The following is a 26460-nucleotide window of genomic DNA, read 5'->3' as shown; positions in this document are numbered from 1 at the left end:
TGGAAGTCCGCGTGGTTCTTGTTTCATCTCTGCTTGAACGCTGGGATTTCATCCCCGCCTACGGAGGCTTTGCGTGCTTCCCGGGTGCGCTGCGCTTACCCGGGCTACAAAAGCGGTTTCGCGCGCAAAAAAACGCCGCAGCAAAGCCACGGCGTTTTTTATTCCTGCTTGAGCGCGGTGAATCAGCCCAGTAGCGTGCGCACTTTCTTCAACGCGACCATGAAGGATTCGATCTCTTCATGGGTGTTGTAGAACGCGAGCGAGGCGCGGCACGTTGCAGCGACGCCGTAGTACTGCAGCAGCGGGTGCGCGCAGTGCTGGCCGGAACGCACGGCCACGCCCTGCAGGTCGAGCAGGGTGGCCAGGTCGTGCGAATGCGCGCCTTCCACCTGGAAGGACACCACCGCCGCCTTGTGTGGCGTCGTGCCGAAGATGCGCACGCCTTCCACGCGTTGCAGTTCTTCAGTGAAGTGCGCCAGCAGTTCCTGCTCGCGCGCTTCGATGTGCTCACGGCCCAGTGCTTCGAGATAATCCACGGCCACGCCCAGACCGACGAAACCGGAGATGTTCGGCGTGCCGGCTTCAAACTTGTGCGGGGCGTCGTTGAACACGGTGCCGTCGAAGCTGACTTCCTTGATCATCTCGCCGCCACCGATGAATGGCGGCATTTCCTGCAGCAGTTCGCGCCGTGCCCACAGTGCGCCGGTGCCGGTCGGGCCGCACATCTTGTGGCCGGTGATCGCGTAGAAGTCGCAGCCGATGGCGGCCACGTCCACGCTCAAATGCGGTGCCGCCTGCGAGCCGTCAATCAAGGTGACGATGCCGCGCTTGCGCGCCTCGCGGCAGATTTCGCGGACCGGGTTGATGGTGCCCAGCACGTTGGAAACGTGGGTCAGCGCCAGCAGTTTCACGTCCGGGGTCATGGCCGCATGCAGCGCGTCCATGTCCAGGCTGCCGTCCGGGAGGATCTCGGCCACGCGGATAGTGGCGCCGGTGCGCTGGGCGACCAACTGCCACGGCACGATGTTGGCGTGGTGCTCCATGCGCGAGACCAGAATCACATCGCGGGTCTTCAAGCGCGGCAGCGCCCACGAATACGCCACCAGATTGATCGCGAACGTGGTGCCGCTGCACAGCACCAGCTCGTCGCCGCGCACGTTGAGGAAGCGGGCCAACTTGGTGCGCGCACCTTCGTAAGCGTCGGTGGCCTCGGTGCCCAGCGCGTGCACCGCGCGGCTCACGTTGGCGTTGTAGCGGCGGTAGAACTCATCCACCGCGCCGATCACCGGCAGCGGTTTCTGCGAGGTGTTGGCGTTGTCGAAATACACCAGTGGCTTGCCGTTGACTTCGCGCATCAGCAGCGGGAAATCGGCGCGCACGCGCTCCCAGTCGGGAGCGGTGGCCGGAGGCAGGATCGGGCGCGGGGAAGAGAGGTTCATGCCATGCCTGCTTGTTGCAATGCCTGGTCCAGGTGGCGGGCCAGCTTCTCGGTGAGGATGCCTTCCACGGCCGCCAGCGGTTCGTGGCAGAACGCCGCGCTCAACATCGCGCGCGCCTGTTCGGACGGCACGCCACGCGAGCGCAGGTAGAACAACGCATTGGCATCGAGCTGACCGACCGTCGCGCCGTGTGCGGCCTTGACTTCGTCGGCATCGATCACCAGCGTCGGCTGGGTGTCGATTTCGGCATCAGCGGACAACAGCAGGTTCTTGTTGGACAGATTCGCATCGGTGCCGTCGGCACCTTCGCGGATGTTGATGCCGCCATGGAACACCACGCGGCTGCGGTTGGCCGCCACGCCACGCCACACCAGCTCGGCGCTGGTATCGCGGGCAATGTGCTCGATGCCCAGGCGCGTATCGATATGGCGACGGCCGGTGCCCAGCAGCACGCCATTGGCGGTGAGCTTGGCGTTGTCGCCTTCCAATCGCACGTTCAACTCGTGACGGCTGAGTGCGGCACCCAGTTCCAGGTCAATGCGGCGGTACTGTGCATCGCGGGCGAGCACGGCATCGGTACGCAGCAAACGGGTCATGCGCGCGCTGTCGGCCTGCACACGGGCGTGCGAGAGCACGGCGTCCTGCGCAAGGTGGACGTGAACCAGGGTGTTGTCGAAGTTGGCGCTGTCGCCGTTGTGCAGGTGGTGTTCCACCAGCCCCAGCGAGGCGCCACGACGCAGCTCGATGAAATGACGGTGATGCCAGACACGGTCGGTTTCGTCGGCGGTGCTGACAAACACCAGGTGCAACGGCGTGACGCTGTGAATGCCGGCTTCCACCTGCACCAGCACGCCTTCATCAGCGAGCGCAGCGTTGAGCTGCGCGAACACTTCTTCGTCGCGGTTGAAGCGGCGGCCGAGGAAACGTGTCGCTTCGGGCTCCTGTTCCTTGACGGCAGACAGCGTGCGCACCTGCACGCCGGCATCGACGCCGGACAGATCGCTGTGCGCGTCACTCAGGCGACCGTTGACGAATACCAGGCGCGGCATCGGAATGTCGGCCAGCAGCGCGTCGTCGATGGCCGGCGCCTGCAGCGGCGCGGCACTGAAGCTGCGGCGTTCGAGCTGACGCAGCGAGGTGTACTTCCACGCTTCGCTGCGCGCACCCGGCAGGCCGGTCTTCAGCGCGGCCTCAAGAATCGCTTCCCGTTCGGCGATGTTCGTTGAATCCCCGCACATGGATGTGCGGGCAGTTGCGAAGGACTCGCGTAACGAATCGAGCAGGGCACTCATTACTTTGCCGCCTCGCGGACCACGCGGTCCTTCAGGAAGTCATAACCGTGTGCTTCCAGTTCCAGCGCCAGTTCCGGGCCGCCAGTCTTGACGATGCGGCCTTCGGCCAGCACGTGCACCACGTCCGGCTTGATGTAGTCGAGCAGGCGCTGGTAATGGGTGATGACCAGGAAGGAACGCTCCGGCGAACGCAGTGCGTTGACGCCGTCAGCCACGCTCTTCAGTGCATCGATGTCCAGGCCTGAATCGGTTTCGTCCAGGATCGCCAGCTTCGGCTCCAGCACGGCCAGCTGGAAAATCTCGTTGCGTTTCTTCTCACCGCCGGAGAAGCCTTCGTTGACGCCACGGTGCAGCAGTTCGTCCTTCAGGTGCAGCACGGCCAGCTTCTGCCGCACCAGCTTCAGGAACTGCATTGAATCCAGTTCTTCCTCGCCGCGCGCCTTGCGCTGTGCGTTGAGCGCGGCGCGCAGGAAGTAGGTGTTGTTCACGCCGGGGATTTCCACCGGGTACTGGAACGCCAGGAACAAACCCGCAGCGGCGCGTTCTTCCGGCGCCAGATCCAGCAGGCCATTGCCCTCGAACTGCACGGTGCCTTCGGTGACGTCGTAGCCTTCGCGGCCCGCGAGCACATTGCCCAGCGTGGATTTGCCGGCGCCGTTGGGGCCCATGATGGCGTGGACTTCGCCCGGCTTCACGTCCAGCGACAGGCCCTTGAGAATTTCCTTGTCGCCGATGCTTGCGTGGAGGTTTTCGATCTTCAGCATGAGAGTGGGGTCTTCAATAAGTGGGGAGCGGAGCGATCAGAGATCGCCTTCAGCGCGGTCGATGAAGGTGGCGCGCAACCAGTGGGTGCGCTGCCGGGTGAGTTCGGCCTTGGCGGCGGAATGCAACATCGGGTACATCGAGCCGTAAAGCATGCGCGGGTCCTCGTCCTTGCCGACCGGGTAACGCGCTTCGACGTCAGCATCGCGCAGCGGAACCCACAAACGCTGGGCCGCACGCAGTTTCTCGATGGCGACCGGCTGGCCCTGCAACTGCTGCATCACCTGCCGGTACACGGCATTGAGTTCGGTGTCTGCAGCCTGGGCGTCGTGCGCGGCGCATTCGTTGATATCCAACTGGGTGCGCGCGTCGTCACACGCCTTGCCGGGCGATGCGGCAGAGGCGGCGACCGGCAACAAGGCCAGCAGGAGCAGTGACAGGCGGCTCATCCGACCGACCCTTCAAGCGACACTTCCAACAGCTTCTTGGCTTCGACTGCGAATTCCATGGGCAACTCCCTGAACACCTGTTTGCAGAAGCCATCGACGATCATCGACACCGCGTTTTCCTGGTCGATGCCACGGGTGCGGCAATAGAACATCTGGTCGTCGGAAATCTTCGACGTGGTGGCTTCGTGCTCGACCGTCGCGCTGGGGTTCTTCACTTCGATATAGGGGAAGGTGTGCGCGCCGCACTTCTTGCCGATCAGCAGCGAATCGCACTGGGTGTAGTTGCGCGCGCCATCGGCACCGGCAGCCACCTTGACCAGGCCGCGATAGGTGTTCTGGCCACGGCCGGCGCTGATGCCCTTGGAAATGATCTTGCTCTTGGTGCGCTTGCCGACGTGGATCATCTTGGTGCCGGTGTCGGCCTGCTGGCGGTGATGGGTCAGCGCCACCGAGTGGAACTCGCCCACCGAGTCGTCGCCCAGCAGCACGCAGGACGGGTACTTCCAGGTGATGGCCGAACCGGTTTCCACCTGCGTCCAGGTCACTTTGGAGCGTGCGCCACGGCATTCGGCACGCTTGGTGACGAAGTTGTAGATGCCGCCGACGCCGTTTTCATCGCCCGGGTACCAGTTCTGCACGGTCGAATACTTGATCTCGGCATCTTCCAGCGCCACCAGCTCGACCACGGCCGCGTGCAGCTGGTTTTCATCGCGCATCGGCGCGGTGCAGCCTTCCAGGTAAGACACGTAGGCCTTGTCCTCGCAGATGATCAAAGTGCGCTCGAACTGACCGGTGTTGCTGGCGTTGATGCGGAAATAGGTGCTCAGCTCCATCGGGCTGCGCACGCCTGCAGGCACGAACACAAAGCTGCCGTCGGAAAACACGGCCGAGTTGAGCGCGGCGAAATAGTTGTCGCCCACCGGCACCACCGAGCCCAGGTACTTGCGCACCAGCTCGGGGTATTCGCGGATGGCTTCGGAGATCGAGCAGAAGATCACGCCCTTCTCGGCCAGTTCCTTGCGGAAGGTGGTGCCGACGGAGACCGAGTCGAACACCGCATCCACGGCCACGCCGGCCAGCTTTGCGCGCTCATGCAGCGGCACGCCGAGCTTGTCGTAGGTGTCCAGCAGTTCCTTCGGCACCTCGTCCAGCGACTGGTACTTCGGACCCTTGGGTGCGGAGAAGTAGCTCAGCGCCTGCAGATCGATCGGTTCGATCTCCAGCTTGGCCCAGTTGGGCTGCTGCATGGTCAGGAAGTGACGGTAGGCGTCCAGGCGCCACTGCGTCATCCATTCCGGCTCTTCCTTCTTGGCCGACAGAGCGCGGATGACATCCTCGTCCAGCCCGGGCGCGAAGGAATCGGCCTCGATATTGGTGACAAAGCCCGCTTCGTACTTGCGACCCAGCTGTTCGTGGATCTCACGGTTCGGAGTGTCGGCAATGCCGACGTTTTCAATGGTTTCGGTGGCCATGGGGCTGCCTACTGTGGTTCAGGAGACGACGTCGACGCTGATGCGGCGACGGTCGGCAAGCGGTAAGGGGTGCAGCATCTGGGCGAGGGTGACCGCGCGCAGGGCGTCGCTGACAACGTCGTTGATGAGCCGCCAGTTCGAGCGCACGCCGCATTGGCTGGCAATGCCGCAATGACTCTCGCCCTGGCTGCATTCGGTGATCGCCAGCGGGCCTTCCATTGCCTCGACGATCTCGATCAGGGTGATTTCATTGGCCGGGCGGGTCAGGCGGTAGCCACCGCGCACACCGCGCAGGCCTTCCACCAGTCCGGCCTGGGCCAGCGGTTTGAGCAGCTTGCTGACGGTCGGCGGTTCCAGCCCGGCCGCTTCAGCCAACTCGGTCGCACTCAACACCTCGCCCGGCCGCGCAGCGAGCACGGTCATGACAACGGTTGCGTAATCGGTGAGTTTGGTGACGCGGAGCATTTTGGCAGTGGGGTAATCAATGCGGACCAAAATTGTACGCTTTGCCGGCGTCAGGTCCAAGTTTTCCTGTTCAGGTGGGGAGGGTGGGGTTGGGGATGCGGGATTGGCAGGAGCGGGCTGTTGCACTTCTCCTCTCCCCTTGCGGGGTGAACGCAGGTGGCCTGCGATCCACTGGATCGCAGCTGCGCGAAGCCGGGGCGCGGAGCGGGATGCCGAAGGCAGGAGAGGGGAAGCAGCGCAGCTGTGCCTTTGCAAATCCCCAATCCCCCATCCCGGCCTTTCCTCAATCCCCACTTGGGTTGTACGCCTTCATCGGCGAGAATCCCTGACTTCCCTCAAGTTCCGGTCAGATACATGCCCAAGAAGATCCAGGCGCGCAAATCCGCCATCCACGGCAACGGCGTGTTTTCGCTGGCAGCCATCAAGAAGGGCGAGCGCGTCATCGAGTACAAGGGCAAGCGCCGGAGCCACGAGGAAGTGGACGCCGACGACACCGGTGACGTGGAAAGCGGACACACCTTCCTGTTCACGCTCAACGATGAGTACGTCATCGACGCCAACCACAAGGGCAACGACGCACGCTGGATCAACCACAGCTGCGACCCGAACTGCGAGGCGATGATCGAAGAAATGGAAGGCGACGACCGCACCGCCGACAAGGTGTTCATCGAAGCGGTGCGTGACATCCAGCCGGGCGAAGAGCTGACCTACAACTACGGCATCACCCTGGCCGAGCGCCACACCGCGCGCCTGAAGAAGATCTGGGAATGCCGCTGCGGCTCGCCCAAGTGCACCGGCACCATGCTGCAGCCGAAGCGCTGATTTGAGCGGGGAGCGGGGGTTGGGGAGCGGGGAATGAGGGTGCGTGGGGTGTTGAGCCCTCATTGCGGTGTCATTGGAGCGGGGAGCAGGGATTGGGGAATAGGGAATAGGGAATGAGGGTGCGCGAGGTGTTGAATCCTCAGTGCAGTGTCATTCCCCAATCCCAGTTCCCCATTCCCAGCACTTCAAGCGGGGAATGATCGTGCAGCAGGCATCAAGTCCGCACCATGCCGTTATTCCCCAATCCCCGTTCCCACAATCCCCGCTTCCGATCAGTTCCCCAACAATCCCTGCGGCACAAAGCTGCCCAGGTTCTGGTTGAAGGTCACCGCGATGCGGCCGTTTTCGATGCCTACCGACTGCACCTGCAGGACGCCCATCACTTTGGCGATGGCGGGGTCGATCTTGTAGATCGGCTCGCGGCGCGCGTAATCGGCCAGCCAGCTGTTGAGCAGGCTGCGGGTGCTGGAGTCGATTTCGCCACCGGCCATTGCCGGGCGGAAGTTGTCGACCGTCGGCTGGTCCAGGTGGAAGCCCTGCGTCTGCGGGTTGTAGCGCAGGCCGCTGCTGATCTGCACGTTGCCGACCGGCATCGATGAGCCGCCAGCGGCCATTGCCAGATCAAAGCCCAGGTCCAAACGGCTGCCCTTCGGCAAGGTCAGGTGCGGTTGGCTGACGGTGAGTGCGAGCAGGCCGCCAAGTGCTTTCTGCGTGCGCGGGAAGCTGCCGTCCAGGTATTGCTGCACGTCGGCAGCGCCTACCGTCAATTGCCGGCCTTGCACCTGCGGTGCGGCGTGGGCGGTGGTGGCCAGGGCCACGCAGGCGATGGCGGGCAGGATCAGGTGGCGCAGGTTCATCGGAGCGGCTCGCAACAATGGCGGGAAGATGCGCACGATAACCGGAACCGGTGAATGCTCAGTTAGTGGCGATGCAACACCGCCAACCGCGGTTCACGCTTTGCTGCGCAGCCCGTGCAGTTTGCGCAGCAGCTGATCCAGCTCCGGTTGTAGCGTGGCCAAGGGACTCTCGGCGCGCGTTGAGGCGTCGGCCAGGCCGGTGAGCAGGCCGGTGACCACGACCAGGCTGGCGTCGTCGTTGCAGGACAGCCGGCGCAGACGCTGGGCCGCTTCAAATTCGCGCATCCAGCTGTGTTGGCTGTGCTGCTCGAATTCGATGCTGCAGCGGCCGCTGCATTGCTGGCCGTCGGTTTCGATGGGAGTGACGCTGATGCGATAGCGATGCTTGCTGTGGGTCATGGCGGCATCGGGACGTTGGGGGAGGACTGTCACCATAGGCCCGCCTCCGCGCCGGTACGAGGCGTTGAACCAACACGCTGTGTTCCAGTGTTTTCGCGGCGTTGCCGGTGGAACGCAGCGGCCCATGGGAGCGTTTCCGGCACTTGCCAATGTAGTGCCGAGCTTTGCTCGGCAGGCCGTTCCAGCTAATGCCGCCGCCGTCAATGGCCGGGCGTTCCATAAAAAAGCGGGCAAAAAAAACGGGACGGCAATGCCGTCCCGTCTGGTTCGCCACAAGGGGCGCGCTGATTAGAGCGCGGCGTCCTTGAGCTTCTTGAGCGGACGAACCTTCAGCTTGGTGGTGGCCGGCTTGGCGGCAAACCACTGCTCTTCCTTGGTGAACGGGTTGATGCCCTTGCGCTTCGGCTTGGCAGCAACGCTGACGGTGGTGATCTTCAGCAGGCCCGGCAGGGTGAAGCTGCCAGCGCCCTTCTTGTTGATCGAAGCGGCCACGGCGCCTTCCAGGGCGGCGAACACAGCGCGCACGTCCTTGGCAGCAACGCTGGTGGCTTCGGCGATGTGTGCAACCAGACCCGACTTGGTCAGGGCTTCCTTGATCGGCTTCGGTGCGGCCGGCTTTGCGGCGGCCTTGGTGGCGACTTTCTTCACTGCCTTTTTCGGGGCAGCCTTTTTAGCGATCTTTGCCATGATTTCCTGTTCCATTGAACGGTTGGTTGTTTGGTCGTGCCGACCCCGTCGGCAAGCGAAATGTAGGGCATGAATTGCATGCCGCCAATAGGCAATCGACAAAAAAGCCCATAAAAATTGCTTCTGAGCACCTTGTCGTCCCGCATGGATGGCGAAAGTGTCACAAAAACAGCGGTTCTGCGCTGCTTTGCAGCGGCTTGTCATGGTGTGTCCGTTTGCGCAGGCCGTGTACCCGCCGCACCGCACAATGCGCTAACACCCGCTGGTCTACGCTGGCCCGGTGTCTATCAACAGGAGTCGTTCCATGGGTATTTCGCGCCACGCCACTGCACATTGGGAAGGGGATCTGAAGTCCGGTCAGGGCCGTTTGAGCACGCCGCAAAGCGGCTTGATGGAGAACACGCGCTACGCCTTCAACAGCCGCTTTGGCGATGAGAAGGGCACCAATCCGGAAGAACTGATCGCTGCCGCGCATGCCGGCTGCTTCACCATGGCGCTGTCGGCCAAGTTGAGCGAAGCCGGGTTCCCGCCGACCTCGCTGGATACCCGCGCCGATGTCGACCTGTCGATGGAAGGCGGGCCGCAGTTCTCGCAGATCCGGCTCAAGGTAAAAGCCGTTGTGCCGGGACTGGACGAAGCCAAGTTCCGCGCATTGGCCGATGACGCCAAGCAGAACTGCCCGGTGTCCAAGGCACTCAGTGCGGTACCGGTCAGCCTGGAAACCGAGTTTTCCGCCTGATTCACGCGCCGGACGGGCGGGCCGCAATGGCCGGCCCGTCCGGTTCAGGGTGGTTTCACCTGGTGCGCCCGAGCATCGCCACATTCCAACCACGCTGAGTGAACCTTCCGCCATGCTTCGTTCGCTGCCTCTTGCCGGTGTTCTGATCCTGGGCGGATTGACCGCTTTCAACGCCTCGGCCCAACGTTACGACGATGGCCAGTACCGGCCCGATCCGCGCTATGACGATGGCCAGTACCGCCCGGGCAACGCCCAGAACAACAACGGCCCCACCTACGACTACGCACGCGTGATGCGGGTGGATCCGATCATCGTTGGCGGCAACCAGGGCAGCTACGAGCGTTGCTACCAGCGCAGTGATGGCGACTATGTCCAGGGCAACAACGGCAACGGTTATCGCAACGACGGCTATCGCAATGATGGCTATGCAGACCGTGGCTATGACGACGGCAGCTACCGGCAGGGCACCGACACCGGGCGGCAGATCGCCACGGTGATCGGCGGGTTGGCCGGCGCGGTGCTGGGCAGCCAGATCGGTGGCGGTGATGGCCGCTACATCGGTACGGCGGTCGGCACGCTGGCCGGCGGTGCCGCGGGCCGGGCCATCTACGAGGCCAACAACCGCACCCAGGATTACCGCCGTGGCGATGTGCGCGTGTGTGAGCCAAGCGGCTATGGCAGCGAGAGTGAGCGCGTGGATGGCTATGACGTCACTTACGAATACGCTGGCCGCGAGTACCACACCCGCCGCGATTACCACCCCGGCGAGCGCATCCGGGTGCGCGTGGACGTCAGTGCCGACTGATCCGCCGGTCGCATCCGCACCTTTGTGGTTTGTCACGCCTGCGCGATGACGGCATAGTCGCCGCACATCCTGTTTGGGAGTGCCTGCATGCGTCGTGTCGCCAGTCTTGCCCTGTTGCTTCCTTGCCTGCTGTTGAACCCGGCCCACGCCGAGGTGCGGGTGCTGGTGGCCGATACCATCCGTACCGGCGATGCCGCCCAACCCGTGGCCGGTGCGCTGGCCTGGGACACCCGCAGCGGTCGTGTGCTGGATGTGGGCAGCGCCGAGGCCATGTTGCAGCTCTATCCCGACGCGCCGCGCATCGACGCCGGTGAGGCGACCGTGGTGCCGGGCTTGATCGACGCCCATGCGCATCTGGTCTACCTCGGCGATTCGCTGGCGCAGGCGGACCTGTCCGGTGCGCGCAGCCGCGCTGAAGTGGTCGCGCGGTTGCAGGCATTTGAAAAGGACCTGGCGCCGGGCGAATGGCTGCTGGGCCGTGGCTGGGATCAGAATCACTGGGAAGACACCGCGTTCCCGACCGTGGCCGACCTGGATGCGGCGTTCCCGGAGCGGCCGTTGTACTTGGATCGCGTCGATGGTCACGCCGGCTGGGTCAACAGCGCGGCGATCCGCATCGCGGAGAAGGGCGGTAAATCGCTCAGTGGCGATTGGCAGCCGGAAGGCGGGCGCATCGTGCGCGATGCCGCCGGCAAACCGACCGGCGTGCTGGTGGATGGTGCGTCAACGCTGGTTCGTTCGCATATTCCGCCGCTGCAGGAAGCCGCGCGCGAGAAGCGCTTGCTGGCCGCATTGCAGGCGGCGGTGAGCAACGGTTTGACCGGCGTGCATGACATGGGTGTGTCGCGCGAGGATCTGGCGCTGATGAAGCGGCTGGCCGATGAAGGCAAGCTGCCGCTGCGCATTGATGCGTATGCCAACGGCAATGAGGGCGCGCTGGATGACCTCTGCAAAAACGGTCTCTATACCCACGCCGGTGGCCGCCTGCAGATGCACGGCGTCAAATTGTTCATGGACGGCGCACTCGGCAGCCGGGGCGCGGCGATGCTGACCGACTACAGCGACGACCCGCACAACCGGGGCCTGCTGGTGACGTCGCCGGCCGATTTTGAAGTGGCGGTGCGCAAGGCCGACGGCTGCAAGGTGCAGGTGGCCACGCATGCCATCGGCGATCGCGGCAACCGCATCGTGCTGGATACCTACGAAAAGGTGCTGGGCGCACACAAGGGCAATGACCACCGCTGGCGCGTGGAGCACGCACAGGTGGTGTCGCTGGAGGACATCCCGCGCTTCGCCGGGTTGGGCGTGATCGCCTCGATGCAGCCGACCCACGCAACTTCCGACATGGGCTGGGCCGAACAGCGGGTCGGGCCGGAGCGGGTCAAGGGCGCGTACGCCTGGCAGCGTTATCTGCACAGCGGCGCACGTTTGGCGCTGGGCTCGGATTTCCCGGTCGAGCAGGTTGACCCACGGCTGGGCCTGTATGCAGCAGTGACCCGCCAGGACCGCGACGGTCAGCCGCCGGGTGGTTGGCAACCGGAGCAGCGCTTGAGCGCCGAAGAAGCGCTGCGTGGTTTTACCAGCGATGCGGCCTGGGCGGGCCATGATGAAGCCCAGGTTGGCAAGTTGCAGCGCGGGCTGCGCGCGGACTTCGTGGTGCTCGATCACGACCCGCTGAAAGTGGCCGCCGACCAGTTGGACGAGCTGAAGGTGCTGTCGACCTGGGTGGACGGTGAGCTGGTTTACAAGGCAGCGGCTACGCCGGAGGGGTAAAGCGCGGCGTGGTTTGGATCGGCGCAGCAGGATGGGATTCCCGTCCTGCTGCGTGAGGCAGCACGGTTCTTCTGCGGTCAGGCGGAGTTTTTATCCGCAGCCAGATCGTGCAGGCTGCGCAGCTTCTTCTTGTTGATCTTGCCGACGCTGGTGCGTTCGATTGCATCGACAAACCGGACCCGCTCGGGAATCGCATAGCGGGAAATGTCGCCGGAGCGGCTGCGGGCGGCGACCAGTTCGATGATCTCGGCTTCGGTTACCTCGCTGCCGGCATGCTTGACCACCAATGGCAGCGGGCGTTCGCCCCATTTTTCGTCGGCGATGCCGATCACCGCGACCTCGTTGACGGCCGGATGCATCGCGATGATGTCTTCCAGCGCCAGTGAGGAAATCCATTCGCCGCCGGTTTTGATGACGTCCTTGATGCGGTCGGTCACGCGCAGATAGCCGCCCGTGTCGATGTTGCCGATGTCGCCGGTATGCAGATAGCCGCCGGCCCACAATGCAGTGGAGGCGTCCGGGTTGTGCAGATAGCCTTGGGTGAGCCAGGGCGCACGCACCACGACTTCGCCGGTGGCATTGCCGTCGTGTGCGACGTCGTTCATGTCCTCATCGACGATGCGCAGATCCACCAGCGGTATCGGGATGCCGGCCTTGGTCCGCAGCGACAGTTCCTCGTCGGTTCCGGCCAATGCCTCGGCGTCGATCTGGGCAAGGGTCAGCACGGGGCAGGTTTCGGACATGCCATAGCCGCCAAAGATGTCGATGCCGCGCGCCAGCGCCTGCTGCGCCAATGCACGCGGCAGCGCCGCGCCACCGATGATGACTTTCCAGCCGCGCAGGTCGGTATTGGCGGCGGTGGCATCGCTCAGCAGCATATGCAGGATGGTCGGCACACAGTGCGAGAACGTCACCTTCTCGCGCCGGATCAACTCCAGCAGCCGCGCAGGAACGTAGCGGCCCGGGTAAACCTGCTTGATGCCCATCAGCGTGGCCACGTACGGCACGCCCCAGGCGTGGACATGGAACATCGGCGTGATCGGCATGTACACGTCATCGCGATGCAGGCGGCCTTGTGACGGCGCCGAGCCCAGCGCCGCCATCGCGGACAGCGAGTGCAGCACCAGTTGCCGGTGGCTGAAGTACACGCCCTTCGGCAGGCCGGTAGTGCCGGTGGTGTAGAACGTGGTGGCGCGGGTGTTTTCGTCGAAATCGGGGAAGTGGGTGACCGGTTCGGCGTGGCGCAGACCCGCCTCGTATTCGGTTGCGAAACCGTCCGGCAGCGGGCCGCCTGCATCGTCCAGCAGGATGCGGGTGTGCACGTCCGGCAGTTGTTCGTGGATGCCTTCAAGCACCGACAGGAATTCGCGATTGGCCAGGATCACCCGGGCGCCGCTGTGGTTGAGCGTGTAGGCGATCTGTTCCGGCGCCAGGCGGATGTTCACCATCATCAGCACCGCGCCGATCATCGGCACTGCGAAATAGCTTTCCAGATAGCGGTTGCTGTCCCAATCCATCACCGCCACCGTATCGCCGGGCTTCACGCCCAGTGATGTCAGCAGACCGGCCAACTGGCCGATGCGTGCCTGCAGGGTGCGGTAGTTGAAGCGGACCGTATCGCCGTAGACGATTTCCTGCTCGGGGCGCACCGCCAGCGGCGTGTGCAGCAGCTGTTTGATCAGCAGCGGATACGCGTAGGCACCGGGATCGGGCGGGTTTGAGGATGCGGAAGAAGACATGCAGATTCCTGGAGGGCTGCGTGGGGCGGCCGTCAGCGGCTGGAAACAACGGGAATGGACAACTGCGCAGGCTGCAGCGGTGCGTCCGCACGCGGCGTTGTTTCGATCAGCGCGTCCTGTGGCAGGCCACGCGTGGGATCTTCAAGGTGGGCCCACACCTGATCCATCGCCGCGAACATATAGGGCAGCAGCGGCACATAGCGCTTGCGGTAGTCCGGGAACGCCAGCAGCGAATCGAAGTGCTGTGCGTTGGTCACGCGCCAATAGGCGATCTGTGCACCGGCCGCGCGGGCCTGCGGCACGTAGCGGTCGCTGGTCATGCTGCTCGGCACCAAGCCGTCGTCGATGCCGTGAATGACCACGATCGGCAGGCCGGCACGCGGCTTGTTGGCCGCTGCCTTGGCGATGCCGGCACGCACCCGCTTGGCCTCGGCGCTGTCGCCGGTGCCGAGCGCGTGCAGGCAGCGCAAACCGCGCAAGGGATCGTCGGCGACGTGTGCGGCGTTGCCGTCCACCAGCACCACGCCACTGCCCGGCGGGATGCCGCTGGCTTCGCTCCACCAGCTTGCGCGTGCTTCAGGCGTCGCCGCGCCGGGCTTGCCGTCGGCACCGACGGCCGAGAACGTATACGCGCAGGGATGTTGGCCAGCAGCAAAGCCGCCATAGGCCGAGGCGTAGGTGACCGCAATCGCGCGCCACAGGTCGAATCCGGTGGAGAACGCACCAGCGCGCAATGCGCCATCGCTCAGGCCAGCGTTCGCCAGCTGCTGGCGTGCCGATTGCGCCTGCGCATCGGTGTCATCCCCCTGCACCAGCCCGTTGGCCTTCAGCGCTGCGCATTGCTGCGTCCATAGTGGTCGCGCCTGTGCCTGCACGGGCGGTTGCGGCAGGTCATCGATTGCCAGCAGCGCACACGGCATCAGCAGGGCAGCTTGCGTGACGAAGTCATACAGCGGCGGCGCGCCCGCGATCGAGACATTGGGCTCGCCGGCCACCATCGCGTCGAACCAATCGCCTTCGATTTCAGCGGCACGCAGGACCGCGCCGCCGCCGTTGGAAACGCCGACGCCCAGCGTGCGGGTGTTGGCGGAGGTGAACGGTGCCGACTGCGGATAGGCACGGTCCAGCGCCTGCAACCCGAACTGCACCGCCTGCACCAGATGCCGGCCCCAGTCTGCTTCCGGGTTGTCGCCCGAATGCGCATGTTTGAACGCCACACCGTGCGCGGCGGTGCCAGCCTCGGGCACAAACGCCAACGCGCCGTGCGTGGCCGGTGTGCCATCGGCCTGAAAGCCGGATTTCGCGTCCAGATCGTAGTAGTCGCTGCCGGCGCCCTTGTCGGTAAAGGCGACCGCGCAGCCGTGGGCCAGGCCCCAACTGCCGGCGACGGGGATCGCGCCGTAGATGCCACGCGAGCCGGACGACGCGGTGGCCACCAGACAGCGGCGCGCCGGATCGAAGTTGTCGGGTATCTGCACCAGCACGCGATGCGGATGGCGTGCGCCGGGGATGCGCGCATACGCGGAGAACTCGCGGCCCGGTGCGGATTGGACAGAACCGTAGCGGTCGCCGAAGCCACCGCCCGGAGTCAGGTCGGCGATGCCGCGCCAACTGCTCCAGATCGCACGTCGGCGGGCTTCGTCAGCCGTCGGCAGGGCAGGGCTGGAAAACACCGGGGCCACGCTTGCGCGCAGGCCTTCCAGTCCCAGTCCGGCGGTCATCAGGTCATCGCCGCCACGGTGCTGGGTTTCACGCCATTGCTCGAACACGGGCGCTGCCGTGGCGGTGCTGGCCGGCGCAGCGTTCACGACAAGGGCGCAGCCCGACAACAGTGGCAGCGCGGCGCACAGCAGGGAGACGCGGTGAGTGATGTTCATCGCTTCAGCCTATCAACCCGGCCTGGAACTACCAGCGTACCTAGGTACCCGTGCTCAGCTGCAGGTGGATTTGCTAACCTCGCACCGACATGCCAACCCTGCTCATCGCCGATGACCACCCCTTGTTCCGTGCCGCGCTGCATCGCGCGGCCGACGAGGCGCTGGTCGATCTGCAGATCAGCGAAGCCGATTCGCTGGAAGGCGTGCTTGAGGCGATTGAAAGCCAGCAGATCGATCTGATGCTGCTGGATCTGCACATGCCGGGCAATCACGGACTTGCCGGGCTGGCGACCATCCGCGCCCTGCAGCCGGGGCTGGCGATCATCATCGTCTCGGCGAATGAAGAACCGCATGTGATCCGTCGTGCCATCGACCTCGGTGCCGCCGGTTATCTGCCCAAGAGTTCAGGGCTGGTGGATCTGCAGCAGGCCTTGCAGACCGTGCTTGATGGCGAACGCTGGATCCCATCGATGCTGCGCGAAACCGTGGCGCGGGTTGCGCCCTTCAGCAAGGACGCCGATCTGGCCGCGCGCCTGTCCAGCCTGTCCGCGCATCAATACAAAGTGCTGAGCCTGGTGGCGGAAGGGTTGCTCAACAAGCAGATTGCCGACCGTCTTGGCGTGCAGTTGCGCACGGTCAAGGCGCATATGACGCGGATCATGGGCCGGCTTGGCGTACGCAACCGGGCACAGGCAATTCGCGTGCTGCACGAGTTGGGTTTGAACGATCCGTCGCGGCAGATTGAAGAAACAACCGTGCCCAACACGCGCGCACACGCCGACGCCTGAGCCGCGCTTCGGCGACGGCGCACCCGCCATGTAATCAACGTGCGTCAGCCCCGGCGGCTTCGCTGTCGGTCACGCGGCGTGTGGCGAGCAGGTGGTTGATCGCCCAGCGCAGCGCCAAGGGTTTGAAGGGCTTGTTCAGCAGCGACAGGCCCGCCTCGCGAACGGCTTCCCGGGTCTGGCTGCCGGTATCGGCGCTCAGGATCACCGTTGGCCGCGGCCCGTGCATTGCGACCAGTCGCGTCCACAACTGGACGCCGGTGTCGTCATCGTCAAGGTGGTAGTCGAACAACCAAAGGCTGGCTTCGCGTGCGGCCGCATCAATGTCCGTGCCATCACGCGCTGCGGTGACTTCGCAGCCCCAGGCCAGCAGCATCTGCCGCATGGCTTCCAGTGCATCGGGATCGTTGTCGACCACCAGCACGCGCGTGCCCTTGATGGTGCTGCTGGTGGCCGGTGCGGCGTCGCGCGTGGACGGCGCCGGATGCGCCCGCGGCACCGCAATGGAGAAGGCCGAGCCGTGGCCGAGCACGCTGTGCAGTGCCAGCGGTGCGTGCAGCAGCCCGGCGATGCGGTGCGCAATCGCCAAGCCAAGCCCCAGGCCTTGGCCGTTGCTGCGGTCGCCGCGTTGGAATTCCTCAAACACCACGGTCTGCTGCTCGCGCGCGATGCCGGGGCCGCTGTCGTGCACGCCGATGGACAGTGTTTCGCCATGACGGCGCACACCCAGCAGCACCCCGCCGCGTTGGGTGTAGCGGATGGCGTTGGCGAGGAAGTTCTGCAGCACGCGGCGCAGCAGCAGCGGGTCGCTGTGCACCCAGGCGCGGGTGCGCACATAACGGAACTGCAGGCCGCGCGCGGCCGCCAGCACGGCGAACTCCTGGGCCAGCGGATCGAGCACGTTCGACAGTGCGAAGGGACGCGGATCGGCGACCAGCCCGCCGGCTTCCAAGCGCGAAATGTCGAGCAGGCCCGACAGCAGGTCATCAGTGGAATCCAGCGCGCCGCGAATCTGCCGCAGGAAGCTGTCCAGAAATTCGGATTCGATGTGCTGCGACATCGCATCAGTGAGAAGTTGCGCAGCGTGCAGGGGCTGGATCAGATCGTGACCGACGGCGGTCAGGAACCGCGTTTTCGCCACGTTGGCGCGCTCGGCTTCGCGCACCGCCTGTTCCAGACGCGCAGTGCGATCCTGCACGCGGTGCTCCAGGGTTTCATTGCTGCGCTTCAGCGCGTCTTCGGCCAAACGGAACGCGGTGACATCGGTGAAGGTGGCGACATAGCCGCCGCCGGGCATCGGATTGCCACGGATTTCGACGATGGTGTTGTCCGGGAAAATCCGCTCCGACAGATGCGGCGTGCCGCGCCGCATATGCGCCATGCGCCGGGTCAGCGCCTTGCTGGGGTTGTCACCGGCGATATCGCCGATCTTCAGTTCACCCAACGCCCACGCGGTGAGGTTGGCGACCGGCTGCCCGACCTGCAGCAGCTCGGGGGGGAATTTGAACAAGGCAGCGTAGCGGCTGTTCCAGGCAACCAGTTGCAGTTGCGCGTCGACCACGCTGATGCCTTGGCTCATGTTTTCCAGTGCCGCTTCCAGCAGGCGCTGATTGAAACGCAGCACCTGGGTCGCCTCGCCGACCGCACGGGTGACCGCATCCAACGGCGCCGCGCCGCCATCGCGGGCGGCCTCGACCAATAGCCGCGCCATGCCCGCGCCGACCACGGCGGTGAGTTCACGTTCAATGGCGGTGACGCGCTCGTCATCCAGCATCTGCCCGGCATGGCCGGCCATCAATTGCCGCGCGCGTTCCTGGCCGAGGAAGCGCCCGGCGGTCTTGCGCATCGATGCGGCGGCCACCGCGTCGCGCTGCAAGGGCAGGGACGGGCGCACGGCCCGCGACACCAGCGCAACGGTGACCAGGTTGACCGCCAGGCTGACGCCCATGCTGATGGCGATATGGCCGGGCTGCATGCGCAGCGAGAACAGCGCCAGCCAGTGCAATCCTTCCGGGCTGGCGGAAGGTTCGGGCGCGGGTATCACCATCGGCAGCAACACCAGCCACAGCCACACCAGTGAACCCAGCACGATGCCGGCCATGATTGCCGGCGACGGGGTGCGCGGGCGATACACCGCCAGCAGCACGGCTGGCGCCAGCTGCGACAGCGCGGTGAATGACATCAGGCCGAAATCACTCAGCGCTTCGGTGCCGCTCATCGCGCGGCTGTACAGCCACGACATCAGGAACACGGCAAGAATGCCGCCGCGACGGAACGCCAGCACACGCGGCCGAAGATCGGCACCGGCATCGATACCGCCGCCATTGACGCCACCGAGCAGACGCGCGCCAAAGCCGTGGTTGCCGAGCATGATCGACAAGGTCAGGCCCGACAGAATCATCATGCCGGTGGCCGCGCTCAGGCTGCCGAGATAGGCAAGCAGCGCGAGCAGGTGATGACCGCGTGCCTGCGGAAGTGCCAGCACGTACAAGTCCGGCGATATCGACTGACCCAACTGTGCCGCGCCGGAAAGCGCCATCGGCACCGACGGCAGCCCGATCAACAGCAGGTACAGCGGAAACAGCCAGCGTGCAGTCTTCAGATCGGACGATTGACGCAGCTCGACCACGCCGACGTGGAATTGATGGGGCAGGGTGAATGCGGCCATCGCACCCAGCGCGACCATGGTGAGGAAATCCGGAACCACCGCTGGCGGCGGCAGCTGCAGCATCTTCTCAACCAAGGGCCCGCCGGCCTTGTGCACCGACAGCGCCGCATACAGACCGATGGCGAACAGCGCGGCGAGCTTGAGCAGCGATTCCAATCCCAGCGCCACCACGATGCCGCGGTTGTGCTCGGTCGCCGAGGCCTTGCGCGCGCCAAACAGCATGGTGAACGCTGCCATCGTCAGCGCGAACCAGAACGACATGTCCAGCTGCCATCCGCTGGCCGCGAACTGATCGCCGAGCAACGCAGTGAGCCCTTGGCTGACCGCTTTCAGCTGCAATGCGATGTAAGGAACGATGCCGAGCAGCGCGACCAGGGTAATGGTCATTCCCAGCCCTTGATCGGTGCGCAGCCGCGCGACGACCAAATCAGCAATCGTGGCGCTGTTGTGCTGCTTGGCCAGCCGCCCCAGCCGCGCCAGGAACGGCAGGCCGAAGGCAAAGATCAGCGCCATGCCGATCAAGGTCGGCGGAATCGCGAAGCCCCACTGCACGCCTTGCGAGGCGGCCCCGTAATAGGTCCACGCGGTGCAATGTACGGCCAGTGACAGTGCGTAGATGACCGGCCAGAAGCGCGAAAGACGGTGACCCTGGCGCTCGCCCCACAGCGCGACGCCGAACAGCAGCACGGTCCACGCAAGGCAGGCCAACAGGACGATGGTGGGCGTCAACATCGCTCCAGTGTAGAGAGAACGGCCATGGCCATGCGAGGTGCCGAAAGTACAGTGCAGCGCGCTGCGGAAACGGCCGTGAACCGGCCCGGTGCTAGGCTCCGATCACGATCAACGACAGCTGCTCGGCAACCAGGGCCACGTCGCCGGAAGGCTGCAGCTCCACGGTCTTGTGCTGGGTCAGCAGCCACTGCCCCGGCTGCCGGCATTCCAGCGAACGCAGTTGCGAACGTACTCGGATCTCCGAGCCACTCGGCACCGGGGCCAGGAAGCGCACCTTGTTCAAACCGTAGTTGAGCACCCGGGCGATGCCGGGGAAGCCAACCAGCGCGGCCACATCGTCCTCGACCGTGAGCGACAGCAGCAGAAAGCCGTGGGCAATGGTCTGGCCGCCCGGCAACGCGGTCTGTGCGCGGGCCGGATCGACATGGATCCAGTTGTGGTCACCGGTCGCCTCGGCGAACAGATCGATGCGGGATTGTGCGATATGCACGGGCTTGCCCAGCCGCTCGCTCGCGGCCCACTGATGCAGCGCCTCAAGTTCCGGTGGCAGGGTGATGTCGGTGTTGGGAGCGCTCATTGCACACGTCCGAGCAAGGCCAGAATTGCATCGCGTGCCTCGGGTTCGGCCAAGGTCGGTGCATGGCCGACCTCCGGCACTTCAACCAAGCTGGCGGTGGGCGAGGTTGCCGCCATCCGCTGCGCGATTTCCGGCGGGAGAATGTCAGAAAGGGCGCCACGTACCACCAGCACCGGCGCATGCCGGGTCAGTGTACGCACCGCGCGCCACAGCACCGGACGCAGCAGCCACAGCACCCACGGACGGGTGGTGCGGATGACGGCCGGGTCGTAATCCAGTTCCAGCAGGCCATCGTCGCGTTGGCGGAACGAGCGCGTGGCCATCGCGCGCCAGTCGTCGGCATTGAAACGCGGGAAGGCAGCTTTGCCGATGGATTCGGCATAGGTGGCGGCCTGTTCCAGCGTCATTGGCGGCAAGGTTTTGCCGGCGTATTTGCCGATTCGTGCCAAGGCCGCGCGCGGCACCTGCGGGCCGGCATCGTTGAGCACGGCCGCTGCGATCAATTGCGGCGCGCGTGCGGCCAAGGTAACGGTGACCAGCACGCCCAGCGACGTACCGATGAACACCGCTTTGTCGATGCCTTGCGAGCGCAACAGCGCCACCATGTCGTCGGCGTATACGCGCGGGTTGTAGCTGGACGGATCCGTCGCACGTGCCGAGCCGGCGCGGCCGCGCAGGTCGACGGCGAGCACACGCCAGCCGATGGCGGTCAGTTCCTGGGCGAGGGCATCGAAGTCCGCGGCATTGCGGGTCAGGCCTGGAATGCACACCACCGTGCCGCGGGGAGATTGCCCCGCGGCAGGTGCATGGTCGCGTGCGTGCAGGCGCAGGCCGTCGCTGCTGTTCCAGTACAGATCATCGTAAGACTGCGTCATGCCGGGTGGTTCCTAGAAATCGTAACGAACGCTGAGACTGTACTGGCGCGGCGGGCCATAGAAGCCGATCAGCGTGCCGACCGCTGGGATGTTGTAACCGGTGGTGCGGTATTCCTTGTCGGCCAGATTGGTGCCTTGCAGGGAGAAGGTCCAGGCGTCGTTGAGCTTCCAGATCACGCCGGCATTGACCAGCCCATAGCCGTCCTGCCTGATGATCGGGCTGAGGTCGGTGGTCGGCCAGACTTCGCTCTGGTAGCTGTAGCCCACCCGTGCGGAGAAATTGCCGCCATTGGCCAGCGCGGTGCGGTACTCCACGTTCACCGCACCCGAGAACTCCGGCGCATTGGTGAACTTCATCTTGTCGGCGACGTTGATGCCGCCATCGATGTACTCGTCGTACTTGGTATCCAGCCAGGCCAGGTTGCCGGAGATCAGCCAATTGGGCGTCGGCAGGTACTGGTATTCCACTTCCAGGCCGTTGACGGTGCCCTTGCCGGCGTTGGTGAAGTCACCGAAGAACGCGTCGTCCACGCCATCGCCATTGGTATCGATGCCGGTGAACACCGACAGCTGGATGTCCTTGTACTTGTTGTGGAAGGCCGACAGGTTCAGGAACAGGCGCTGGTCGAGGAAGGCCATCTTGCTGCCGATCTCGAAGCTGTCCACCGTCTCGTCATCGAACGGCTCGGCCGAGCGCGGCACGGCCACGGCATTGGCGCGGATGTTGTAGCCGCCGGACTTGAAGCCGCGCGTTGCCAGACCGTAAACCATGATGTCCGGGGTGATTTCGTAATCCAGTGACACCTTCGGCGACACGTTCTTGAAGTTGGTGGTCTTGTCGAAATCGGCTGCAACGGCAATCGGCCGGGTAAAGGTGGCATCGGCGTAGAAGCGGTTCAGCACGATCGCGCGCTTGTCTTCGTCGGTGTAGCGCGCGCCGACATCGAGCTTGAGCTTGTTGGTCAGGTCGAAGGTCCAGTCCGCATACAGTGCGATGCTGTCGGTCAGCACCTTGCCGCGCGTGTCGCCGAACTGCAGGTTGAAGAAGTTGTTGCGGATCTGCCCACCGGCTTCGCCGCTGAACTGATACAGGCCGACCACGCCGCGCACGCGCCCGCCGCCGTCGTAGTTGACCTGCACTTCATTGCTGACCTGGTTGTCCTGGTAGGAACCGCCAACGTCGGCCAGCTTGATCGGTGTGGTGTCGAAATCGATGTTGGAGTGACTGTCGGACTCGCGCTTGGCGACCACATACTTCAATGCCAAGTCGTCGTTGGGCCGCCAGTTCACCGTGGCCGACGCGCCCTTGGTTTCCACGCTGTTGAGGTTGGGCATGCCCGAGCGGATGTCGTAGCGGTCGTCCATCGGCGGATAGGCCGGCGTGAACGGGTTGGGCGAGAGCATCTTGGAGCCACGCATGCCGGATTGGTCGTCAATCCAGTCCAATGCGAACTGCACGTCGAAATCGTCACCTGCGTAAGCGCCCAGGTTCAATCGCGCCGCGTTGACCTGCTTGTCGCTGATCGGCTGGCCGGTGAGGGTGTTCTCGCCGAAGCCGTCGCGGTTCATGCTGGCCACCGCGATACGGCCGCGCAGGCCGCTGTCCGGCCCGCCCAGCGGCCCGCCGATGGCGGCCTTGGCGTCGAGCTGGTTGTAGTTGCCCACGGTGATCTGGGCGAAGCCTTCCGGCGTCGTCGGCAGGCCGCGCGACACATATTTGATGGCGCCGCCGATGGTGTTCTTGCCATACAGCGTGCCCTGCGGGCCACGCAGTACTTCGATGCGCGAGACGTCGAACACATCCAGCAAGGCACCCTGCGGACGCGCGATGTATACGTCGTCCAGATAGATGCCCACGCCAGGATCGGCGCCCCAGGTGGGATCGGATTGGCCGACGCCACGGATGTAGGCGGTAACCGTGCTGCTGGCGCCGCGTGCGGCGTAGATGGTCAGGTTGGGCACCTGCGCATCGAGGTCGCCGATGTCCTGCACGTTCAACTTGTCCAGTGCCTCGGAGGTGAACGCGGTCACCGCGACCGGTACTTCCTGCAGGGTTTCTTCGCGCTTGCGCGCGGTCACCACAATGCTGTCCAGGTTGGTGGCTGAAGCAACCTTGCCTGCCGCCGACGCAGCAGGTTGCGCCTCCTGTGCCAATACCGGCCCGGAGGCCAACAGCGCGCCGATCATCAGGCTCAAACAGTTCCGCTTCATTCGGTCCTCCCCAGGCATGTGCGTTGCTGATGGCCGATTGCCACCGTGGAGCCTAGGCTAGCGGCGCGCTTTCGCACCAGCGAGTAGACCTAGGTACAGTCGGCAGCGGCCAGCAGATCTGGATACTGAGCGCCTCCTCATCTGGAAGCGCCGTATGTCGTTGCTGATCGTACTTGCTGCGCTGGGGTTCCTGATGCTGGTCGCCTATCGCGGCTACAGCGTCATCCTGTTTGCGCCCATTGCCGCACTCGGAGCGGTGCTGCTGACCGACCCCTCGTTGGTGGCGCCGATGTTCACCGGCTTGTTCATGGACAAGATGGTGGGGTTCTTGAAGCTCTACTTCCCGGTGTTCCTGCTGGGTGCGGTGTTCGGCAAGCTGATTGAACTCTCGGGTTTCTCCAAGTCGATTGTCGGCGCGGCGATCCGGTTGTTCGGCCCACAACGGGCGATGTTGTCGATTGTGGTGGTGTCGGGCCTGCTCACTTACGGCGGCGTCTCGCTGTTTGTGGTGGTGTTTGCGGTGTATCCGTTTGCTGCCGAAATGTTCCGGCAAAGCAACATCCCCAAGCGGCTGATTCCCGCCACGCTGGCGGTCGGCGGCTTCAGTTTCACCATGGACGCGCTGCCGGGCACGCCGCAGATCCAGAACATCATTCCGACCACGTTCTTTGGCACCGACACCTGGGCTGCGCCGGTACTGGGGACGCTTGGCAGCGTGTTCGTGCTGGCGGTTGGCATGGCGTACCTGGAATGGCGTCGGCGCGTTGCGGTACGCAAGGGCGAGGGCTACGGTGATCCGGCGACGTTGGTCAACGAGCCGGCGGCGTTCTCCGGTAACAACCTCGCGCATGCCGGCATCGCGGTGTTGCCACTGCTGCTGGTGTTTGTCTCGAACAAGCTGTTCACCCTGGGCATACCGCAGTGGTATGGCGCCGAGCACAGCTTCGTGCCGTCGATCATGGGCAAGGCCGCCCCAGTGGTGCAGGAAGTGCCGAAGATTGCCGCGATCTGGGCCGTGGAAGGCGCGCTGTTGGTTGGCATTCTGTCGGTGATGCTGCTGGCCTGGCGCCCGGTCGTCACCCAGTTTGCCGACGGCACCAAGACCGCGATCAGTGGCGCGTTGTTGGCCGCCATGAACACCGCATCGGAATATGGTTTTGGCGCGGTGATCGCGGCATTGCCGGGCTTCATGGTGGTGGCCAATGCGCTGGGCTCGATCAAGGATCCCTTGATGCATGAGGCAGTCACCGTGACCGGCTTGGCCGGCGTCACCGGCTCGGCCTCCGGCGGTATGAGCATCGCCTTGGCAGCAATGTCCGAGACCTTCATTGCCAATGCGCAGGCGGCGGGCATTCCGATGGAAGTGCTGCATCGCGTCGCCTCAATGGCCTCCGGCGGCATGGACAGCCTGCCGCACAACGGTGCGGTCATCACCTTGTTGATGGTGACGGGGCTCACCCATCGCCAAGCCTACAAAGACATCTTCGCGGTAACGATCATCAAGACGCTCGCGGTGTTCGTTGTGATCGGCATCTATTACGCCACCGGCTGGGTTTGACGGCAGCGCTGCAACACTCGCTGGGCACGTCGCCCCACGAGGTTCTTCGGTACGACTTCATCCACGACTCACACATGGGGATCTGGTTATGAAATACGGCATCGATACGATCAAGGCAGGCTTCTTAATTCTTTTTTCATGGGTTGCGCTGGCCGCTGGCGCCAGTGCACAAACGACATCCGGGCACTGGGATATCGGTGTGTACGGCAATATTCATGGCGCCCGCGAGTACCAGGTATGGGTGCCTGCCGACTATCAGGAAACCAAACCGCTGCCGCTGTTGCTGGTACTGCACGGCTGCGTCAACGGGCCCAACCTGATGGGCGAAGCCTCGGGCTTCAATGACGTTGCCGATGTGGAAGGCTTCATCGCGGTCTATCCACGGCAGAACGTCACCGCCAATCCGGGGCGTTGCTGGAACTGGCAGTTGCCGATCAACCAGGCACGCGGCGGCGGTGAGGCCGCGATTCTGGCCGGCATCGTGGATGCGGTGAAGGCCGGTTACGCCGTCGATCCGCGCCGGGTCTATGTCACCGGCATTTCTGCTGGCGGTGCGATGACCTCGATCATGCTGGCCTGCTACTCGGATGTATTCGCGGCAGGCGCCGTGCATTCCGGCGGCATGTACAAGGGCGCAACGACCATCTCCGGCAGTGCCTACGCATTGTTGGCCGGCAGCATCTATTCGCCGGAAAGCAACGGGCGCCTGGCTTGGCAGTGCTCGGGCTCGCCGAAGCCACGTCCGTTGCCGGTGCTCGTGTTCCATGGCAGCGCCGATGCTACGGTCAATCCGGTGAACGGTCAGCAGGCCGTGCGGCAGTTCCTGCAGACCAATGATCTGGCCGATGACGGCGTTGACAATGATTCGGTCAAGTACGTGCCCACCAGCACCATCGCTGGGCAAGTGCCGGGTGGTCGCGCCTACACGATCAAAAACTACACCTACGGTGGCAAGACCTTGGTTCAGGACTACCTCGTGCACGGTATGGGCCACGCCTGGAGCGGCAGCACTTCCGGCCTGCCGTTTACCGACCCCAAGGGGCCGGATGCGACCTTGATCACCTGGTTGTTCCTGAAGGACCAAGTGCGTTGAATGGATGAGCCAAGCCGTGGGTTGGTGAGTGCGGCTTGGTGAAATGCTTGAAGGCTTTAAGGCTTTAAGGCTTTAAGGCTTGTCATTGCCCGTGTGGGAGCAGACCGCTCTAGCCCCTCTCCCGCCTGCGGGAGAGGGGTTGGGGTGAGGGCAGCTCGAAGTCAGGGCAATGACTGCTGCAAGAGCAAGCCAAAGCCAAAGCTGCCCTCATCCGCCCCTACGGGGCACCTTCTCCCGCAAGCGGGAGAAGGGAATGCGCCAAAAGCCAGAGCCAAAAGCCAGAGCCAAAAGCCAGAGCCAAAAGCCAGAGCCAAAAGCCAGAGCCAAAAGCCAGAGCCAAAAGCCAGAGCCAAAAGCCAGAGCCAAAAGCCAGAGCCAAAAGCC

22 protein-coding genes are annotated in these 26460 nt (G+C 64.4%); 7 read left to right on the top strand and 15 right to left on the bottom strand.

The features are described from left to right. Positions 1–182: 182 nt before the first annotated feature. From ACREP4_RS14715 to ACREP4_RS14690, 6 genes are read right to left on the bottom strand one after another with little or no spacing between them, the layout of a single operon-like run. Complete coding sequence (locus tag ACREP4_RS14715) at positions 183–1439, bottom strand: cysteine desulfurase (protein ID WP_431596942.1); 1257 nt, start codon at positions 1437–1439, stop codon at positions 183–185. Then, positions 1436–2731 (bottom strand): Fe-S cluster assembly protein SufD, encoded by a 1296-nt coding sequence (gene sufD, locus ACREP4_RS14710; protein WP_431596941.1) that lies wholly within the window; start codon positions 2729–2731, stop codon positions 1436–1438. Before sufD ends, ACREP4_RS14715 begins: the two co-directional genes overlap by 4 nt. Beyond that, the gene (gene sufC, locus ACREP4_RS14705; RefSeq protein WP_431596940.1) at positions 2731–3495 is read right to left on the bottom strand and encodes a Fe-S cluster assembly ATPase SufC; all 765 of its coding nucleotides are present in this window, start codon (positions 3493–3495) and stop codon (positions 2731–2733) included. Before sufC ends, sufD begins: the two co-directional genes overlap by 1 nt. Before the next feature lie 36 nt (positions 3496–3531). Further along, positions 3532–3942 carry a lysozyme inhibitor LprI family protein gene (locus ACREP4_RS14700; protein ID WP_431596939.1) on the bottom strand — a complete coding sequence of 137 codons (411 nt, stop codon included), beginning with the start codon at positions 3940–3942 and terminating at the stop codon, positions 3532–3534. Further along, complete coding sequence (sufB, locus tag ACREP4_RS14695; RefSeq protein ID WP_431596938.1) at positions 3939–5414, bottom strand: Fe-S cluster assembly protein SufB; 1476 nt, start codon at positions 5412–5414, stop codon at positions 3939–3941. The genes ACREP4_RS14700 and sufB overlap by 4 nt, the downstream gene beginning before the upstream one ends. 18 nt (positions 5415–5432) lie before the next feature. Beyond that, positions 5433–5879, bottom strand: a complete 447-nt coding sequence (locus ACREP4_RS14690) for an SUF system Fe-S cluster assembly regulator (RefSeq protein WP_431596937.1) — start codon at positions 5877–5879, stop codon at positions 5433–5435. A gap of 354 nt (positions 5880–6233) precedes the next feature. On the opposite strand from ACREP4_RS14690, the gene ACREP4_RS14685 reads away from it, so the two are divergent. Further along, the gene (locus ACREP4_RS14685) at positions 6234–6701 is read left to right on the top strand and encodes an SET domain-containing protein (protein ID WP_431596936.1); all 468 of its coding nucleotides are present in this window, start codon (positions 6234–6236) and stop codon (positions 6699–6701) included. Positions 6702–6973: 272 nt separating this feature from the next. Here ACREP4_RS14685 and ACREP4_RS14680 read toward each other — a convergent pair whose 3' ends face one another. The 3 genes from ACREP4_RS14680 to ACREP4_RS14670 form a co-directional block, all read right to left on the bottom strand. Next, positions 6974–7558 carry a DUF1439 domain-containing protein gene (locus tag ACREP4_RS14680; RefSeq protein WP_431596935.1) on the bottom strand — a complete coding sequence of 195 codons (585 nt, stop codon included), beginning with the start codon at positions 7556–7558 and terminating at the stop codon, positions 6974–6976. A 93-nt stretch (positions 7559–7651) separates the two neighbouring features. Next, the gene (locus tag ACREP4_RS14675; RefSeq protein ID WP_431596934.1) at positions 7652–7957 is read right to left on the bottom strand and encodes a DUF3861 family protein; all 306 of its coding nucleotides are present in this window, start codon (positions 7955–7957) and stop codon (positions 7652–7654) included. 288 nt (positions 7958–8245) lie between these two features. After that, entirely contained in the window at positions 8246–8644 is a 399-nt protein-coding gene (locus ACREP4_RS14670; RefSeq protein ID WP_431596933.1) for an HU family DNA-binding protein, read from the bottom strand. Positions 8645–8948: 304 nt separating this feature from the next. Between ACREP4_RS14670 and ACREP4_RS14665 the strand changes: the two genes are divergently transcribed. The 3 genes from ACREP4_RS14665 (at position 8949) to ACREP4_RS14655 (ending at position 11961) form a co-directional block, all read left to right on the top strand. Further along, on the top strand, positions 8949–9383 hold the full coding sequence (locus ACREP4_RS14665; protein ID WP_431596932.1) for an OsmC family protein: 435 nt from the start codon (positions 8949–8951) through the stop codon (positions 9381–9383). A 112-nt stretch (positions 9384–9495) separates the two neighbouring features. Continuing rightward, on the top strand, positions 9496–10188 hold the full coding sequence (locus tag ACREP4_RS14660) for a glycine zipper 2TM domain-containing protein (protein WP_431596931.1): 693 nt from the start codon (positions 9496–9498) through the stop codon (positions 10186–10188). Positions 10189–10275: 87 nt separating this feature from the next. Beyond that, positions 10276–11961: an amidohydrolase gene (locus ACREP4_RS14655; protein WP_431596930.1), complete on the top strand. Its 1686-nt coding sequence runs from the start codon at positions 10276–10278 to the stop codon at positions 11959–11961. A gap of 77 nt (positions 11962–12038) precedes the next feature. Here ACREP4_RS14655 and ACREP4_RS14650 read toward each other — a convergent pair whose 3' ends face one another. Both ACREP4_RS14650 and ACREP4_RS14645 read right to left on the bottom strand, forming a co-directional pair. Then, entirely contained in the window at positions 12039–13700 is a 1662-nt protein-coding gene (locus tag ACREP4_RS14650) for a fatty acid--CoA ligase (protein WP_431596929.1), read from the bottom strand. Between the two features lie 32 nt (positions 13701–13732). After that, the gene (locus tag ACREP4_RS14645) at positions 13733–15577 is read right to left on the bottom strand and encodes a 3-hydroxybutyrate oligomer hydrolase family protein (RefSeq protein WP_431596928.1); all 1845 of its coding nucleotides are present in this window, start codon (positions 15575–15577) and stop codon (positions 13733–13735) included. A gap of 89 nt (positions 15578–15666) precedes the next feature. On the opposite strand from ACREP4_RS14645, the gene ACREP4_RS14640 reads away from it, so the two are divergent. Beyond that, the gene (locus ACREP4_RS14640) at positions 15667–16365 is read left to right on the top strand and encodes a response regulator transcription factor (protein WP_431596927.1); all 699 of its coding nucleotides are present in this window, start codon (positions 15667–15669) and stop codon (positions 16363–16365) included. A 34-nt stretch (positions 16366–16399) separates the two neighbouring features. On the opposite strand, the gene ACREP4_RS14635 is transcribed toward ACREP4_RS14640, so the two are convergent. From ACREP4_RS14635 to ACREP4_RS14620, 4 genes are all read right to left on the bottom strand, one after another. Then, positions 16400–19762 (bottom strand): hybrid sensor histidine kinase/response regulator, encoded by a 3363-nt coding sequence (locus ACREP4_RS14635; protein ID WP_431596926.1) that lies wholly within the window; start codon positions 19760–19762, stop codon positions 16400–16402. Positions 19763–19853: 91 nt separating this feature from the next. Then, positions 19854–20339 (bottom strand): MaoC family dehydratase, encoded by a 486-nt coding sequence (locus ACREP4_RS14630; protein WP_431596925.1) that lies wholly within the window; start codon positions 20337–20339, stop codon positions 19854–19856. Then, a complete protein-coding gene (locus ACREP4_RS14625) occupies positions 20336–21214 on the bottom strand; it encodes an alpha/beta fold hydrolase (protein ID WP_431596924.1) in 879 nt (292 codons plus the stop codon). The genes ACREP4_RS14630 and ACREP4_RS14625 overlap by 4 nt, the downstream gene beginning before the upstream one ends. A gap of 12 nt (positions 21215–21226) precedes the next feature. Next, complete coding sequence (locus ACREP4_RS14620; protein WP_431596923.1) at positions 21227–23425, bottom strand: TonB-dependent receptor; 2199 nt, start codon at positions 23423–23425, stop codon at positions 21227–21229. A gap of 154 nt (positions 23426–23579) precedes the next feature. Between ACREP4_RS14620 and ACREP4_RS14615 the strand changes: the two genes are divergently transcribed. Beyond that, positions 23580–24983 (top strand): GntP family permease, encoded by a 1404-nt coding sequence (locus ACREP4_RS14615; protein WP_431596922.1) that lies wholly within the window; start codon positions 23580–23582, stop codon positions 24981–24983. 88 nt (positions 24984–25071) lie between these two features. Then, complete coding sequence (locus ACREP4_RS14610; RefSeq protein WP_431596921.1) at positions 25072–26076, top strand: extracellular catalytic domain type 1 short-chain-length polyhydroxyalkanoate depolymerase; 1005 nt, start codon at positions 25072–25074, stop codon at positions 26074–26076. The last annotated feature ends 384 nt before the right edge of the window (positions 26077–26460 follow it).

This window comes from Stenotrophomonas sp. (assembly GCF_050737575.1).
Lineage (GTDB): Bacteria > Pseudomonadota > Gammaproteobacteria > Xanthomonadales > Xanthomonadaceae > Stenotrophomonas.
The sequence above is the reverse complement of the archived record's forward strand: the minus strand, read 5'-3'. Positions and strand labels throughout refer to the sequence as shown.